The sequence below is a fragment of the Streptomyces sp. AV19 genome (genome assembly GCF_015999245.1).
Classification (GTDB): Bacteria; Actinomycetota; Actinomycetes; order Streptomycetales; family Streptomycetaceae; genus Streptomyces.
The window spans coordinates 954,047-969,274 of sequence record NZ_JAEAMR010000010.1 but is presented as its reverse complement, the minus strand read 5'-3'; the positions used below and the strand labels follow the sequence as shown (position 1 = coordinate 969,274).

General features: G+C 72.1%; 17 protein-coding genes. 7 read left to right on the top strand and 10 right to left on the bottom strand.

The window, feature by feature from the left end; genetic code table 11:
* Positions 1-64: 64 nt before the first annotated feature.
* Positions 65-1,426 (top strand): hypothetical protein, encoded by a 1,362-nt coding sequence (locus tag I5Q34_RS22830; protein WP_199894155.1) that lies wholly within the window; start codon positions 65-67, stop codon positions 1,424-1,426.
* 345 nt (positions 1,427-1,771) lie between these two features.
* On the opposite strand, the gene mgtA is transcribed toward I5Q34_RS22830, so the two are convergent.
* The 3 genes from mgtA to I5Q34_RS22815 form a co-directional block, all read right to left on the bottom strand.
* Entirely contained in the window at positions 1,772-4,348 is a 2,577-nt protein-coding gene (mgtA, locus tag I5Q34_RS22825) for a magnesium-translocating P-type ATPase (RefSeq protein WP_199894154.1), read from the bottom strand.
* Positions 4,332-4,733 (bottom strand): metalloregulator ArsR/SmtB family transcription factor, encoded by a 402-nt coding sequence (locus I5Q34_RS22820; protein ID WP_199894153.1) that lies wholly within the window; start codon positions 4,731-4,733, stop codon positions 4,332-4,334. The genes mgtA and I5Q34_RS22820 overlap by 17 nt, the downstream gene beginning before the upstream one ends.
* Before the next feature lie 166 nt (positions 4,734-4,899).
* The gene (locus tag I5Q34_RS22815) at positions 4,900-5,403 is read right to left on the bottom strand and encodes a MarR family winged helix-turn-helix transcriptional regulator (RefSeq protein ID WP_199894152.1); all 504 of its coding nucleotides are present in this window, start codon (positions 5,401-5,403) and stop codon (positions 4,900-4,902) included.
* Positions 5,404-5,507: 104 nt separating this feature from the next.
* Between I5Q34_RS22815 and I5Q34_RS22810 the strand changes: the two genes are divergently transcribed.
* Positions 5,508-6,425: an EamA family transporter gene (locus I5Q34_RS22810; protein ID WP_199894151.1), complete on the top strand. Its 918-nt coding sequence runs from the start codon at positions 5,508-5,510 to the stop codon at positions 6,423-6,425.
* Positions 6,426-6,485: 60 nt separating this feature from the next.
* Here I5Q34_RS22810 and I5Q34_RS22805 read toward each other — a convergent pair whose 3' ends face one another.
* Together I5Q34_RS22805 and I5Q34_RS22800 are read right to left on the bottom strand one after the other, a co-directional pair.
* Positions 6,486-6,695: a DUF397 domain-containing protein gene (locus tag I5Q34_RS22805; RefSeq protein ID WP_199894150.1), complete on the bottom strand. Its 210-nt coding sequence runs from the start codon at positions 6,693-6,695 to the stop codon at positions 6,486-6,488.
* The gene (locus I5Q34_RS22800) at positions 6,692-7,522 is read right to left on the bottom strand and encodes a helix-turn-helix transcriptional regulator (protein WP_199894149.1); all 831 of its coding nucleotides are present in this window, start codon (positions 7,520-7,522) and stop codon (positions 6,692-6,694) included. Before I5Q34_RS22800 ends, I5Q34_RS22805 begins: the two co-directional genes overlap by 4 nt.
* Before the next feature lie 128 nt (positions 7,523-7,650).
* Between I5Q34_RS22800 and I5Q34_RS22795 the strand changes: the two genes are divergently transcribed.
* Genes I5Q34_RS22795 through I5Q34_RS22785 form a run of 3 tightly spaced genes read left to right on the top strand, consistent with a single transcriptional unit; the run spans position 7,651 to position 8,722 of the window.
* Complete coding sequence (locus I5Q34_RS22795) at positions 7,651-7,821, top strand: hypothetical protein (protein ID WP_199894148.1); 171 nt, start codon at positions 7,651-7,653, stop codon at positions 7,819-7,821.
* Positions 7,821-8,087 (top strand): DUF6255 family natural product biosynthesis protein, encoded by a 267-nt coding sequence (locus I5Q34_RS22790; protein WP_199894147.1) that lies wholly within the window; start codon positions 7,821-7,823, stop codon positions 8,085-8,087. Before I5Q34_RS22795 ends, I5Q34_RS22790 begins: the two co-directional genes overlap by 1 nt.
* A 14-nt stretch (positions 8,088-8,101) precedes the next feature.
* Positions 8,102-8,722: a hypothetical protein gene (locus I5Q34_RS22785; protein ID WP_199894146.1), complete on the top strand. Its 621-nt coding sequence runs from the start codon at positions 8,102-8,104 to the stop codon at positions 8,720-8,722.
* Positions 8,723-8,793: 71 nt separating this feature from the next.
* Here I5Q34_RS22785 and sodN read toward each other — a convergent pair whose 3' ends face one another.
* Positions 8,794-9,189 carry a superoxide dismutase, Ni gene (gene sodN / locus I5Q34_RS22780; RefSeq protein ID WP_004937667.1) on the bottom strand — a complete coding sequence of 132 codons (396 nt, stop codon included), beginning with the start codon at positions 9,187-9,189 and terminating at the stop codon, positions 8,794-8,796.
* A gap of 147 nt (positions 9,190-9,336) precedes the next feature.
* Here sodN and sodX point away from each other — a divergent pair, with 147 nt between their 5' ends.
* A complete protein-coding gene (sodX, locus tag I5Q34_RS22775) occupies positions 9,337-9,801 on the top strand; it encodes a nickel-type superoxide dismutase maturation protease (RefSeq protein ID WP_199894145.1) in 465 nt (154 codons plus the stop codon).
* Here the strand turns inward: sodX and I5Q34_RS22770 are convergent.
* From I5Q34_RS22770 to I5Q34_RS22755, 4 genes are all read right to left on the bottom strand, one after another.
* Positions 9,693-10,337 carry a CGNR zinc finger domain-containing protein gene (locus I5Q34_RS22770; protein ID WP_199894144.1) on the bottom strand — a complete coding sequence of 215 codons (645 nt, stop codon included), beginning with the start codon at positions 10,335-10,337 and terminating at the stop codon, positions 9,693-9,695. The genes sodX and I5Q34_RS22770 overlap by 109 nt on opposite strands.
* Before the next feature lie 154 nt (positions 10,338-10,491).
* Positions 10,492-11,244 (bottom strand): amino acid ABC transporter ATP-binding protein, encoded by a 753-nt coding sequence (locus I5Q34_RS22765; RefSeq protein WP_199894330.1) that lies wholly within the window; start codon positions 11,242-11,244, stop codon positions 10,492-10,494.
* A gap of 11 nt (positions 11,245-11,255) precedes the next feature.
* Entirely contained in the window at positions 11,256-12,218 is a 963-nt protein-coding gene (locus I5Q34_RS22760; RefSeq protein ID WP_199894143.1) for an amino acid ABC transporter permease, read from the bottom strand.
* Between the two features lie 34 nt (positions 12,219-12,252).
* Positions 12,253-13,218 carry an ABC transporter substrate-binding protein gene (locus I5Q34_RS22755; protein WP_199894142.1) on the bottom strand — a complete coding sequence of 322 codons (966 nt, stop codon included), beginning with the start codon at positions 13,216-13,218 and terminating at the stop codon, positions 12,253-12,255.
* A 600-nt stretch (positions 13,219-13,818) separates the two neighbouring features.
* On the opposite strand from I5Q34_RS22755, the gene I5Q34_RS22750 reads away from it, so the two are divergent.
* Complete coding sequence (locus tag I5Q34_RS22750; RefSeq protein WP_199894329.1) at positions 13,819-15,033, top strand: NADP-dependent malic enzyme; 1,215 nt, start codon at positions 13,819-13,821, stop codon at positions 15,031-15,033.
* Positions 15,034-15,228: the final 195 nt, after the last annotated feature.

Below are 15,228 nucleotides of genomic sequence, written 5' to 3'. Positions count from 1 at the left end.
GAGTCACCGTCACGTCGTCTCCCCCACCTCCCCCACAGCGAGTCCTTCCCCGAGGAGTACCCCCATGTCCGCCATCCCCCGGGCGTTGCCCAGGCCGCTGCCGGCCCTTCTCGCAGTGCTCTTCGCGGCCCTGCTCGCGCTGGCCGGCACGGTGACCCTCGCCCCGTCCGCCCACGCCGCCTCCGGCCTGAGCGCGGTGGCCGAGGGCCTGAAGAAGAGCCCGGTCTACGTCGACCCGCGGGCGGCGTCCCAGCTGCCGGCGGCGGACGCGGACGCGCTGGCGAAGAAGATCAAGGACGCGGGGAAGCCGGTGTTCGTGGCGGTGCTGCCTGCCGCGTCCGAGTTCCCGAAGGACACGGTGCTCCGGGACCTGCGCCGTGAGGTCGGCATCACCGGCGTCTACGCCATCCGCCTCGGCGACGGCTTCAACGCGGGCGCGGACCGCCGGGTCATGTCGAACAACGCGGTCCAGAACCTCGCCGGCGACGTGCGGCGCAACGACAACGCCAACGCGAAGACCGAGCTCAACGCGTTCGTGGACGGCGCGATCAAGGACGCGAAGGGGCACGCCCCCGGCTCGTGGGGCGGCTCCTCCGACTCCGGTGACGGCTCCACCGGGCTGATCGTCGGCGGCGTGGTCGTCGCGGCGGGCGCGGGCGGCGCGTACGCGCTCTACCGGCGCAACAAGAAGAAGCGCGAGGAGCGCGAGCGCGCCGAGCTGGACGCGCTGCGCGTCGTCGTGGACGAGGACATCACCGCCTTCGGCGAGGAGCTGGACCGGCTGGACTTCTCCCCGGGCGAGCCGGGTGCCACGGACGCCATGCGCCACGACTACGAGCAGGCGCTCGACGCGTACGAGGAGGCCAAGTCGCGGATCGCGGCGGCGCAGCGGCCGCAGGAGGTCACGGCGGTGACCGAGTCGCTGGACAACGGGCGGTTCGCGCTGGCCACCCTGGCCGCCCGGCGCAGCGGCGCGCCGCTGCCCGAGCGGCGGATGCCGTGCTTCTTCGACCCGCGGCACGGGATGTCGGTCGCGGACGTGCAGTGGGCGCCCCCCGGCGGCGCGGTGCGCACGGTGCCGGCGTGCCAGGCGGACGCGACGCGGGTCGCGGACGGGCTGGAGCCGATGTCCCGCACGGTGCAGACGGACGCCGGTCCGCAGCCGTACTGGAACGCGGGGCCGGCGTACGGGCCCTGGGCGGGCGGCTACTTCGGCGGCGGCATCCTGCCGGCGATGCTCGTGGGGACGATGCTCGGCAGCATGATGAGCGGCCCGGCGTACGCGGCGGACCACTCGGCCGGGGGCGGCGACGCGGGCCCCGAGGGTGGGGAGTACTCGGGCTCGGACTTCAACTCCGGGGACTTCGGCGGGGGATGGGGCGACGGTGGCGGCGGGGGCGGCGACTTCGGGGGTGGGGACTGGTAGTTCGGTGGGTAGGGGGGCGGGCTGGGGCCGGGGGCCGGGTTCTTTCCCCCACCCCGCCCCTTCCCGAAACCGGGGCAGGGCCCCGGGCCCGGCACCGCGCTCCGCGCGGCGGAGCGGGGGCTCCGCCCCCTGCACCCCTACCGGGGCTTCGCCCCTGGACCCCGAAGCGCCCTTCGGGCGCTGTCCTCAAGCTCCCCGGAGGGGGCAACCCCCAGACGGGCTGGATTGGGCGCCCGGGGACGAATTCAGCCCGTCCGGCGCTTGAGGACGAACGCGGCGCAGCCGCGTTGCCCCCGCGCGGAGCGCGGCGAGAAACGGTGAAAGGGCGGGGTGGGGAAGGAACCCTCAGCGGCCGTCGGCCCGCTCGTATCGGCGCCGCGCCACCACCAACCCCACCCCATACACCACCAACACCCCCGCCAACAGCGCGTACGACACCGCCGGCAACCCTGTCATCGACAGCGCCGGCCCCAGCGGGGACAGCGGCAGCAGCAGGCCGACGACCGCCAGGGCGGTCGTCGCCAGGCGTATCGGGCCGGGCGCGGGCCCCTCCGCCGCGTGGCGGCCGCAGCGCAGCAGCAGCATCACCATCGCCTGCGTCAGCAGGTTCTCCGTGAACCACCCGGCGTGGAACGCCTCTTCGGCCCCGCCGTGGCTCAGCGCCAGTACGGCGAACGTCGCCACGTCCGCCGCCGCGTTCAGCAGGCCGAACGCCGTCACGAAGCGCAGCAGGTCGCGCGGGCGCAGCCGGGCCGGGCGGTGGAGCGTCGCCGCCGCCGGGCGGTCGAAGGCGAGCGCGAGCTGGGCCGCGTCGAAGCAGAGGTTCTGCACCAGCACCTGGGCCGGCAGCATCGGCAGGAACGGCAGCAGCAGGCCGGCCACCAGCATGGCGATGACGTTGCCGAAGTTGGAGGAGAGCGTGATCCGCAGGTAGGCGGCGATGTTGCCGGTGCTGCGGCGGCCCGCGAGCACCGCCCGGTCCAGGGCCGTGAGGTCCTTGGACGCGAGCACGACGTCCGCCGTCTCGCGCGCGACGTCCACCCCGGCGCGCGGGCAGACACCGACGTCCGCGTCGCGCAGCGCGGCCAGGTCGTTGACGCCGTCGCCGAGGAAGCCGGTCGTGCGGCCGCCCGCCCGCAGCGCGCGGACGACGCGGGCCTTGTGCTCGGGGGCGCAGCGGGCGAAGACCGTCGTCCGGGCGGCGAGCGGGGCCAGCTCCTCGTCGGGGAGGCCGTCGAGGTGCGAGCCGGTGATCACCTCGCCCGGTTCCAGGCCCAGTTCGCGGCAGACCCGGGCGGCCGTGCCGGGGTGGTCGCCGGTGAGCACCTTCACCTCGACGCCCCGGTCGGCGAGGACCGACAGCGCCTCCGCGGCGGTGGGGGCCACCGCGTCGCGCAGCGCCACGAAGCCGGTGAAGTCCAGACCGCGCTCGTCGGCCGGCCCGTACGCGCGCCCCTGCGCCGGACGGCGCTCGGCGCGGGCCACGGCCAGCACCCGCAGCCCGTCCGCCGCGAGCTCACCGGCGCGCCGGAGCAGCCGCTCGCGCTCCGGCGCGTCGAGCGCGCAGCGCTCCAGCACCTCCTCCGGTGCGCCCTTGACGACCAGCAGGTGGCTGCCCGCGAGGGCGAAGCGGGAGTCCCCGGCCCGCCGGACGACGGCCGTGGACAGCGGCCGGCCGGGGGCGCACGGAAGCGCGGCCACGCCCTCGTACTCCTCGCCGGCGTCCACCACGGCGTCCCCCGCCTCGTCGAGCACCGCCTCGTCGAGCGCGTCGGGAACGGGCAGTTCGGCGAGCTGGAGCGTCCACAGGGCGTTGACGGCGGCCCAGTGCAGCACCTCGGGGTCGTCCGCGCCGTGCCCGTCCACGGCACGGTCGAGGACCGGCCGGTCCTGGGTGAGCGTGCCCGTCTTGTCCACGCACAGCACGTCGACGGCGCCCAGGTCGTGCAGGGCCGGCAGGCGCCGCACGATCACCTCGCCGCCGCGCGCGAGGGCGGCGGCGCCGCGGGCCAGGGCGGCCGTGACGACGACGGGCAGCATCTCGGGCGTCAGCCCGACCGCCACCGCGACGGCGAACGGCAGCGTCTCCATGCCGCGCCCGCGCAGCAGAGCGCTCGCGACCAGCACGAGCGGCGCGGTGAGCAGCATGAACCGGACGAGCGTCCAGGCGATGCCGTTGACGGAACGGTCGAACGGCGTCGTCCGCCGCTCCCGCGCCCCGCGCCGGGAGTCCGGGAGCGCGCCGGACAGCCGCGTGGCGCCGCCGGTGGCGACGACGACCCCGGTGGCGGTGCCGGAGACGACGCTGCTGCCCTGGTAACAGAGGTACTCGCCGTCCGCGGCCGCGCCCTCGGCCAGATCGGGGACGCGCTTGTCCACCGGCGCCGACTCGCCCGTCAGCGCCGCCTCGTGGACCGTCAGCCCGGTCGCGCGCAGCAGGCGCAGGTCCGCCGGGACGAGGTCGCCGGGGCCGAGGACGACGACGTCGCCGGGGACGAGTTCGTCCACGGGCAGTTCGCGGTGGGCCGGCGGCGCGTCCGGCGCGGGGCGGCGGCGGACCGTCGCCGTCGTCGCGATCAGCTCGCGCAGCGACGCCGCCGCGCGGTCGGCGCGGTGCTCGCCCGCCGTCCGCAGCGCCGCGCTGACCGTGACGAGGACGGTGATGACACAGGCCGTGCCCCAGGACGCCAGGGCCGCCGAGACCAGCCCCAGGCACAGCAGCACGGCGGTGAACGGATCGCGCAGGCCCCGGCCGAAGCGGCGCAGCCGGCCCGCCGGGCGCCGGCCGGGAAGGACGTTCGCGCCGTGGCGGACGAGCCGGAGCTCCGCCTCGTCCTCGGTCAGTCCGCGCGGGCCGCTCGCCAGCTCCCGCAGCGCTTGAAGGGTGGAGCCGGCCTGGCCGCCGTCAGGCGCCCAGGCCACGGAGGCGTCCGGAACCGGAGCCGGTCCGGGACCGGGGCACGGCGTCGGCCTGGCGGTCGGCGAGCTGGCCGACCATGAGGTGGACGATGGTGACGACGTGCGGGTCGTCCACCAGGTAGACCACCCGGCGGCCCTCGCGCCGCGACCGCACCAGGCCCGCGAGCTTGAGCTTCGCCAGGTGCTGGCTGATCGCGGGCAGCGCGCCGCCGACCCGCTCGGCCAGGCCGCTCACATCGCTCTCGCCCTGGGCCAGCGCCCAGACCAGGTGCAGGCGGGCGGGCGAGGCGAGCAGTCCGAACGCGGCGGCGGCCTCGTTCAGCACGTCCGCCGACGGGTCGGCGCCTTGTCCGCCGGTGCCCTCGAATCTGCCGACGCCTGCCGCCACTGTCGCTCTCCCGTCCGGTCGGGCCTCACCGTGCCCGCGCGGGGACCAGTGTAGGCAACGCTTCGGCAAAGCCGCCGGGCCGTGCTGCCCCGGCCGGTACGGGGGCCCACTCAAGACGGCCTTGCTCAAGACGGCCTTGCTCAAGACGGCCTTACTCAGGACGGCCTCACTCAAGGGGTTTGTCGCCCATGGCCGTCAGCAGGGCGCGCAGCGACACCGCGAGCCGGTCGGCCTCGGCGCGGTCGAGGGCGGACAGCAGCCGCTCGCCGTTCGCCGAGTGCAGGGCGATCAGCTCGTCGGTGAGGGCGTGGCCGCGCTCGGTGAGGCGGATGCGCACCGTGCGGCGGTCGGCGGTGTCGCGCACCCGCTCCACCAGGCCCTTGGCCTCCATCCGGTCCACGCGGTTGGTGATCGCCCCCGAGGTGACCATGGCCGCGCTGGTGATGGCGCCGGCGGTGCGCTCGTAGGGCGGGCCGCAGCGGCGGAGGGTGGAGAGCACGTCGAACTCCCAGACCTCCAGGTCGTGTTGGGCGAAGAACGCCTTCAGCTCCTTGTCGAGCAGCCGGGAGAGCCGCTGGATGCGGCTGATCACCGTCGTCGGCCAGACGTCCACGTCCGGCCGCTCGCGGGCCCATTGCTCGACCACGCTGTCCACCGCGTCGAGTGCCATGGCGGATCCCCTCTCCATTGAAAATCTCAACGTTCAGATACTTGACGTTCAGTGAGTCCAGTGCTGTTATTTCAACGTTGAGATTATCAATCAGGGGGGAATCGATGCGCGTCACCGCACCCACACCGGCTGCTCAGGACCGGAGCGCCACCGCCGAACGGACCGGCTCCGCCGCGAACGTCCGCGACCTGCTGCTCACCGCGCTCGCCCCGGCCAGCTGGGCCACCGTCTACGCGGTGACCGCCGCGCTGCTCCCCGACGGCCGCCCGCTGCTCGCGGCGACCTTGCGCGCCCTGCCCGCCGGACTGGTCCTGCTGGCAGTCAACCGCCGCCTCCCGAAGGGTGTTTGGTGGTGGCGGTCGCTGGTGCTGGCCGTCCTCAACTTCGCGGCGTTCCTCCCGCTGATCTTCTTCGCGGCCTACCGGCTGCCGGGCGGGGTGGCCGCCACCATCGGCGCCGTGCAGCCGCTGCTGGTCGCCGGGTTCTCGCTGCTCGTGCTGCGGGCGCGCACCGCGCCGCCGGTCCTGCTGGCCGCGCTCGCGGGCGTCGGGGGAGTGGCGCTGATGACCCTCACCGGGGACGCGGCCCTCGATCCGCTCGGTGTGGCGGCCTCGGTGACCGCCGTGGCGCTGGTCGCGCTGTCCATCGTGCTGACCAAGAAGTGGGGCGCCGGGGCGAGTCCCGTGGTCACGACGGGCTGGCAGCTGACCATCGCGGGCCTGCTCCTGGCCCCCTTCACGCTGGCCTTCGAGGGCCTGCCGTCCCACCTCACCGGCGCGAACGTGCTCGGCTACGCCTACATCGGCGTCATCGCCACGGCCCTCGCGTACCCGCTCTTCTTCCGCGGGATCGGACGGCTCGCGCCGACGTCCGTCTCGCTGCTGGGCCTGGTGGGACCGCCGGTGGCGGCGGTGGTGGGCGTGGTGGCGATGGGACAGACGCTGACGGTGTGGCAGGTGGCGGGGCTGGTCGTGGCGCTGGGGGCGGTGGTGGGAGGGCAGGTGCTGGGGCGGCGGGGGTGACGCGACCGTCGGGCCAGCCGGCTGCCACGGGGTCATGCCCCGAGGCGGCCGCCTCGTGCGTCAGGGCCGGAACGAGCCCTCGCCAAGTGCCGCCGTGAAGGCCGCCCAGGAAGGGGCGGAGAAGCCCAAAGCAGCACGGTGCGGGGACTTGCTGTCGCGGACGGGGACGAGCCCGGCGCCGGCGCGGGCGAATTCGACGCACTCGCCTTCGTCGCCGCCGCAGTAACTGGACTTGGCCCACCGTATGCCGGATATGGCAGATGCGCTCATGAGGTCCATTCCTCCATGATCTTGTGAATGAGAGCCAGGGAATCGTCCGGCGACAGCGCGTCGGCGCGCAGCAGATCGTAGAGGGTGTTGGCCTTGGCCACCGTCCCGACGGAGTCGCTCACTTGGCCTGACACCCGACTCTCCGAGTAGAGGACGTCCGGTTCGTCGTCTCCGAACCGGAGCACGATGAAAGCCGAGTTCGACGACGGGGCACCCGACCTGAACGGGAATACCTGGAGGGTGACATGAGGCAGTGCACCCGATGCCAATAGGTGTGCCATCTGGGCGCGCATCACAGCGGCACTCCCGACCTCGCGGCGGAGGCATGCCTCGTCCACGATGGCCCAGAGCAGAGGCGGGTTCTCGCTCTCCAGAACGCGACGGCGCCTGACTCGGCGGACGACTCTTCCGGTCCTGGTCTCCTCGTCGTCCTGCGGCCGCGCCTTGCGGAAGACTTCGCGGGCGTACTCCTCCGTCTGAAGCAGCCCCATGATGAGACTGTTGCTGTAGCTCAGAACCTCCGTCGCCCGCCGCTCCAGCCCCAGATACGGCTCGAACCAGTCCGGATACCCCCGCTCCGCGGCCCGCTTGCGCAGCCGCGCGAACGTGCCCGGCGTCCCGAAGACCCTGTCGCACACCTCCACGAACTCCGGGCTCGCCAGCCGTTCCCCCGCCTCCACCTTCGCGACGTACTGCTGGCTGTACTGCGCCTCCTCGGCCAACTTACGCTGGCTCAGCCCGCGTTCCAGCCGCCAGGCCCGTACCTCGACGCCGAGGTACGCCGCTCCGTCCAACGGTTCCGCCGCTTCGTTCGAGTCGTCCGCCATGGTCCGTTCACCCCAGATCGTTTGGCGTGGGCCGAGACCTTCCCACCGTAGGTGCGTAGCGCGACGCTGAGGGTGCGGACGGTGAGCATCGCTCGCGTGAGTGACAAGGAAACTGGAGTTCCGACGCCATGGCTCTTACCCCCCAACAGCCCGGTGAACCGGTGCAGATGCCACCCGTCGGCTGCGCCGAGTGCCGCCGCCTCAAGGCCGGACGCGCCGAGGCCGTGCGCGCGGGTGACCGCGAACTCGCCGAGGCGTGGGCCATCGTTCACGGCCGGCACGTGAGGTACTGCCACTGATGGCGGCGATCGCGGCGGCCAACTGCCGTCATCCCGGCGCGGGATGGCGTACCGCGGCCGGGGTGGAGACCTGTACCGCCTGCGGCGTACGCCGCTTCCCGACGTACGCGTCGCTGCGCCCGGCCGCCGTCAGCGCCGAACGCCCGGCACCACTGCCCCCGGAGCTCCGCACGGTCTCGGGGACGGGGGTGGCGCGGATGTCATGGACACCCCTGCGTACACTCGATCGCCGTTTCCGGCCGCACTGGCCGGAAGAGCACCACTGAACACGGGGGAAACCTTGCGCACCACCAAGAAGACCGCGCTCGCCGCCATGGCCGCGTTCACCGCGCTGACGCTGGCGGCCTGCGACGGTTCGTCGTCGGACGACGGGAAGAAGACCGGCGCGAGCGCGAAGCCGGACAAGAGCGCGGCGGCGAAGACGGACGACCTGAAGTCCGAGACGCTCAAGGCCGGGCAGCCCGCCTCCGAGGAGCAGGAGTTCGGGAACGACAAGAAGGGCAAGTTCACCGTCACCGGGCAGCGCATCGTGATGGGCAAGCCCGAGGACCTCAAGGGCGGCAAGGAGGACGAGAAGAAGTACGCGGGCAAGACCGTCGCGTACGTCTACCTCAGCGCCAGACTGAGCGGCGGCGACGCGCCGATGAAGCCGCCCATGATGATCACCAACGTCGGCGCCCTGACCGAGGGCGACCAGCCGGCGACCCGCCTCATGGTCATCGGCAGCCTCCCCAGCACCCCGTCCGACTGCAAGGACGAGGACTACACCAAGACCTGGAACAAGGGCGAGGAGCGCACCTTCTGCCAGCCCGTCGTCGTCCCCCAGAACCAGAAGGTCACCCGCATCACCTTCAGGCGCGGCTTCTACAAGGAGCCGCTGAAGTGGGCCCTGGAGAAGTGATCCGGGGATGACGACGGCCCCGTGTCCCCGGTACGGACCGGGGACACGGGGCCGTCCACGCCGACGAGGCGTTACGCCTTCTTCGTCTCCCAGAAGATGCGGTCGATCTCGGCGATGAGCTCCAGCGCCTTCTCGCCCGTCTTCGGGTCCGTGGACGCCTTGGCGGCGCTCAGGGCCTTCAGGGTGTCATTGACCAGCTGGTGCAGCTGGGGGTACTTCTCGAAGTGCGGGGCCTTGAAGTAGTCGCTCCAGAGCACCGAGACGTGGTGCTTGGCCAGCTCCGCGCGCTGCTCCTTGATGATGGTGGCGCGGGCGCGGAAGTGGGGGTCCTCGTTGGCCTGGTACTTCTCCTGGACGGCCTTGACCGACTCCGCCTCGATGCGGGCCTGGGCCGGGTCGTACACGCCGCACGGGAGGTCGCAGTGGGCGCTGACCTTCACCTTGGGGGCGAACAGGCGGGAGAGCATAGTGGGGCAGTCCTTCCTCGTGATCGTCTTCTCAGGTGCGAGATTACTCGGTGCGGGAAGGCTTTTCCCGGGCGCCCCGGGGGGCCTAGGACAAAAGACGGGTGTCAGGCTGGAGCGGAAACGACGGACCGGGAGTGAGGTGCCGAGGTGCAGGACCGACTGGACGAACGCGGGACGGGGCTGGACCGTGAGCGTCGCGGACTGCTGCGGATCGGGCTGGCCGAGGTCTACAACCCGTCGATGGTCCCGACCCTGAATCCGGGCGACCAGCTGGTCGTCCAGTACGGCGCGGGCGTCCGGCCGGGGGACGTGGTGGTGCTGCGGCACCCGTTCCGGCAGGACCTGCTGATCGTCAAGCGCGCCGTGGAACGGCGGGACGGCGGCTGGTGGGTGACGGGGGACAACCCGCTGGTCGAGAACGACAGCCGGGAGTTCGGCGCGGTGCCCGACGAGCTCGTCGTGGCCCGGGCCTGGGTGCGGCTGCGGCCGCCGCCGCAGGCCGGTCAGCGCTCGGCGGGGTCGGTGCTGTCCTGGCTGGCGTCGGCCGTGCGGCCGGTGCGCTCCCCGGGGCTGCTGGGGCCGGTGCTCTCGCGGCGCTTGCGGGCCCGGTAGGCGGCGACGTTCGCCCGGGTGGCGCAGCGGTCGGAGCAGTAGCGGCGCGAGCGGTTGGTCGAGGTGTCGAGGTAGGCGTTGCGGCACGGCGGGGCCTGGCAGATGCCGAGGCGGTCCACGCCCAGCTCGGTGAGGTGCACGGCCAGGCCCATGCAGGCCGTCGCCGTGTAGCCGGCCGCCGAGTTGGCGGCGTGGTCGGCGATGTGCATGTGCCACAGGGGACGCCCGTCCTCGTCCCGGTGCCGGTGGCCGGAGATCTGCGGGCTGACGGGGAACTCCATCAGCAGCGCGTTGAGCAGGTCCACGCCCCGCACCTCGTCGCCCTCGGCCACCGCCTCGAAGACGGCGCGCAGCCGGGCGCGGACGCCGCGGAGCCGGGAGACGTCGCCGTCCGTGAGCCGGCGCGCCATCTGCGCGCCGGGGTCGAACAGGAGGGTCCGGGCCGTCTCCACCGAGGTCAGGGCGTCGGTGCCGCGGACCGGTGCTTCGGAGTTGACCAGGCGGACGGCGTAGTCCGAGTAGGAGGACAGTTCCATGTGGAGGTCCTTCTGCGGGCGGCCCTGGGGTGCCGGGCGCGAGGCGGTAATGGATGTCGTTCTGAAAAGGGTATTACACCCCGTGGAGCGGGAACGACGGACGGCGGTGTCCGGACAACACGTCCGTCCACCGCCGTCGCGGCACCCTCGTCCGTCACAGCACCTTCGACAGGAACGACTTGGTGCGTTCGTGCTGCGGCCTGGTCAGGATGTCCCGGGGGTTGCCCGCCTCCACCACGACGCCGTCGTCCATGAACACCAGCGAGTCGCCGACCTCCCGGGCGAAGCCCATCTCGTGTGTGACGACGATCATCGTCATGCCCTCCTCGGCCAGCGAGCGCATCACGTCCAGCACGTCGCCCACCAGCTCCGGGTCGAGCGCGGAGGTCGGCTCGTCGAAGAGCATCAGCTTGGGCTGCATGGCCAGCGCCCGGGCGATGGCCACCCGCTGCTGCTGGCCGCCGGAGAGCTGGGACGGATAGTTGCCGGCCTTGTCGGCCAGGCCGACGCGGTCGAGCAGCTTCAGCGCCCGCTCCCGGGCCACCGACTTGGTCTCGCGCTTGACCTGGACCGGCGCCTCCATGACGTTCTCCACGGCCGTCATGTGCGGGAACAGGTTGAAGCGCTGGAAGACCATGCCGATGTCCCGGCGCTGGGCGGCGACCTCGCGGTCCTTCAGCTCGTGGAGCTTGTTGCCCTGCTGGCGGTAGCCGACCAGCTCGCCGTCCACGTACAGCCGGCCGCCGTTGATCTTCTCCAGGTGGTTGATGCACCGCAGGAAGGTGGACTTGCCGGAACCGGACGGGCCGATGAGGCAGAACACCTCGCGCGGGGCGACCTCCAGGTCGATGCCCTTGAGGACCTGGACGGACCCGTAGGACTTGTGGACGCCCTCGGCCTTCACCATCGCGTTGGCGGTCATGCGGTACCTCCGGCGCTGCTGCGGTTGCCGAACGAGAGCAGGTTGGCCCTGACGATCTTCTGCCAGGGCGTGGGCGGCAGCTGCCTCAACGAGCCGCGCGCGAAGCGCCGTTCGAGGTAGTACTGGCCGATGCTGAGGACGCTGGTCAGTACCAGGTACCAGGCGGCGGCGAGGATGAGCATCTCGACCGTGGCTCCGGAGGTCTGGCCGATGTTGGTGGCCGACTGGAGGAGGTCGTAGTACTGCACGGCGATGACCAGCGAGGTGGTCTTGAGCATGTTGATGAACTCGTTGCCGGTCGGCGGCACGATGACCCGCATCGCCTGCGGCAGCACCACCCGGCGCAGCGTCTTGCCGTGGCTCATGCCCAGCGCGTGCGCGGCCTCGGTCTGGCCCTCGTCGACCGACTGGATGCCGGCCCGGCAGATCTCGGCCATGTACGCGGCCTCGTTGAGGCCGAGGCCCAGCAGCGCCGCCAGGAACGGGGTCATGAAGGACGACCAGTAGTCCTTGTAGATCGGCCCGAGGTTGATGAACTCGAAGACCAGACCCAGGTTGAACCAGAGCAGCAGCTGGACGTAGACCGGCGTCCCGCGGAAGAACCAGATGTAGAACCACGCGACGGACGAGGTCACCGGGTTCTTGGACAGCCGCATCACCGACAGGACGACGCCGAGGACGACGCCCAGCACCATCGACAGGATGGTGATGGTGATGGTGTTCCGGACGCCCTTGAGGATGTCCGTGTTGAAGAAGTAGTCGGGGACCGCGCCCCAGTTGAGCTTGCCGTGGGCGAACGCGTTGACCAGCAGGGCGAGTACGGCGACGGCCACGACCGCCGCCACCCAGCGGCCGAAGTGCCGTACGGGGACGGCCTTGAGGGTCTCGGGGGCGGTTGTCGCGTCGGCCGGCCGCCCGTCCTCGGGTTCTGGAGCGGCCTTGTCGGTGTTTATGGTCACGGAGGGGGCCTTTCAGCGAGCAGTGGAGACCGGGTCAGGAACCGCCGTTGATCTTTGCTTCCTTGACCGCGCCCGCCTGGACGCCCCACTTCTCGAGCACCTTGGCGTAGTCGCCGTTCTTGATGATGTTGTCGAGCGCGGCCTTGATCGCGTCGCGGAGCCGGGTCTGCTCCTTGTCGATCGCGATGCCGTACGGCGCGGCCTCCACCTGGTCGCCCACGATCTCGAAGTCGTTGCCGCCGCCGGAGGTCTTCACGGCGTAGGCCGCGACGGGGAAGTCGCTGGCCGCGGCGTCGGCGCCGCCGCTGCGCAGCCGGGTCTGGGCGAGGATGTCGGTGTCGAACGCCTCGATGGAGATCTTCTTGTCGTCCCCGCACTTCTCGGACTGCTGCTTGGTGAGGTTGTGCGAGACCGTGCCGCGCTGCACCACGACCTTCTTGCCGCAGAGGTCGGGCCAGCCCTTTATGCCCTGGGTCTTGCCCTTGGGGGTGTAGAGGGAGACGCCGGCCTGGAAGTAGTCGACGAAGTCGAGGCCCTTGCCGACCGCCTTCTTGGTGTCCGGGTCGATGCCGTTCTGGCGGTCCTTGGTGTCGGTCATGGCCGACATGGCGACGTCGTAGCGCTTGGAGCGCAGTCCGGCGACGAGCGTGTCGAAGGTCGCGTTGTTGAACTCGAGGCGGACGCCCAGCTGCTTGCCGATGGCGTCGGCGATGTCGGGGTCCATGCCGACGGTCTTGCCGTCCTTCTTGAACTCCACGGGCGGGTAGGCGATGTCCGAGCCGACCCGGATGACGCGGGAGCTCTGGACCGACTGCGGCAGCTTGTCGAAGAGGGGCGCGGAGGCGCCGGCCGAGCCGGAGTCCCCGTCCTTGGGGTGCTTCTTGGTCTGGTCGCCGCAGCCTGACAGCAGCAGGGCGAGGGCGCCGGCGACCGCGATCGCGCCGACGGCGGCCGAGCGGTTCCTGGCGGCTGCCGGGCGAGTGGTGGTGCTTGCGGTCATTGCTGGTTCCTCCTGCGGGTGAGGGGATAGCCGACTCTTCACACGGTTCTTCACACGGGATTCACACGATCTGCCTCCTCGGCCGCGAGCACAGTTCTCCGGCTGCCGCGACCTCGGGTGTTCGGGGCATCTTGCCATCTGGACTACACCCTTCGGGGGGCCCGCAATGTCAAAATCGGATAACAGGATGGTCCTGGTTCTGGAGCGGGTTGTTCGGCTTGTGGAGCGCCAGTGACCGTTTCGGTGAGGATCTTGAGCGAGACGCATCTCACGGGCTCCGCGTCTCACTCCATGGACGGGGGGCAACAGTTGACACCGTTTCCCCGCCGGCCCGCGAGTGCCGTGGCCCACAACACCTGATGCTCACTCGTCGGCCGTAGCGCTCATCCGGTAGAAAGAGCGGTTACACCCCGTACCCGGGGCTCAGGGCGCGTTGTGCGGCGCGCCCGCGCGTCCGTACCACCGGCGGCGCCCCACGCGGCGCGGCCGGCCCGCACCGCGGACCACCGCGGAGCCGGGGACCGGACGCATGCCCGATCCCGCCCCGCGATCCAGGGGCGGCTACCCTCGATGGAAATTACGACAAAGGGGTCTAATAAAGTGGCAGCGGAGATCGTCAACCCTCGTAGCGAGAGCACTACGGGCGAAGGGGGGACGGACGAGCCCTTCGATCCGGCCTTCGCCCTGCACCGGGGCGGCAAGATGGCCGTTCAGGCGACCGTGCCCGTGCGGGACAAGGACGACCTGTCCCTCGCCTACACGCCGGGCGTCGCCAAGGTGTGCAGCGCGATCGCCGAGCAGCCGGAGCTCGTCCACGACTACACCTGGAAGTCCCAGGTCGTCGCCGTGGTCACGGACGGCAGCGCGGTCCTCGGCCTGGGCGACATCGGGCCGGAGGCGTCCCTGCCCGTGATGGAGGGCAAGGCCATCCTCTTCAAGCAGTTCGGAGGCGTCGACGCGGTGCCGCTCGCGCTCGACTGCCGCGACGTGGACGAGCTCGTCGACACCGTCGCCCGCCTCGCGCCGTCCTTCGGCGGCATCAACCTGGAGGACATCTCGGCGCCGCGCTGCTTCGAGGTCGAGCGCCGGCTCCAGGAGCGGGTGGACATCCCGGTCTTCCACGACGACCAGCACGGCACGGCCGTCGTCACCCTGGCCGCGCTGCGCAACGCGGCGACGCTGACCGGGCGCGGCCTCGGCGACCTGCGCGCCGTCATCTCGGGCGCGGGCGCCGCCGGTGTCGCCATCGCCCGCATCCTGGTCGAGGCCGGCATCGGCGACGTCGCGGTGTGCGACCGCAAGGGCATCGTCTCCCGGGACCGGGACGACCTGACGGACGTGAAGCGGGAGCTGGCCGGCTTCACCAACAAGGCCGGACTCACGGGCTCGTTGGAGTCCGCGCTGGACGGCGCGGACGTGTTCATCGGTGTCTCCGGCGGGACGATCCCGGAGCCGGCCGTGGCCACGATGGCCAAGGACGCGCTGATCTTCGCGATGGCCAACCCGACGCCGGAGATCCACCCGGACGTCGCCCACAAGTACGCGGCGGTCGTCGCGACGGGCCGTTCGGACTTCCCGAACCAGATCAACAACGTTCTCGCGTTCCCCGGCATCTTCGCGGGCGCGCTGCAGGTGCGGGCGTCGCGGATCACCGAGGGGATGAAGCTGGCGGCGGCCGAGGCACTGGCGGCCGTCGTCGCGGACGAGCTGAGCGCGGAGTGCGTCATCCCGTCGCCGTTCGACGAGCGGGTCGCCCCCGCGGTGACGGCTGCCGTGGCTGCGGCGGCGCGGGCCGACGGGGTCGCGCGGCGCTGAGGCGATGCCGAGCTGAGGCGATGCCGAGGTGACGCGTACGGGGCCGGTGCGTCCGGCCCCGTACGCGGGTGTCGACAAGGGGGGGGGCGCAGGCCGGCCCCCCCCGGGGGGGGGGGCCCCGGGGCCCGGGGCCCCCCGGGGCCGGGGGGGCCCCCCGGGGGCCGGGGGGGGGCCCCCCCCGGGGCCCCCCCCCCC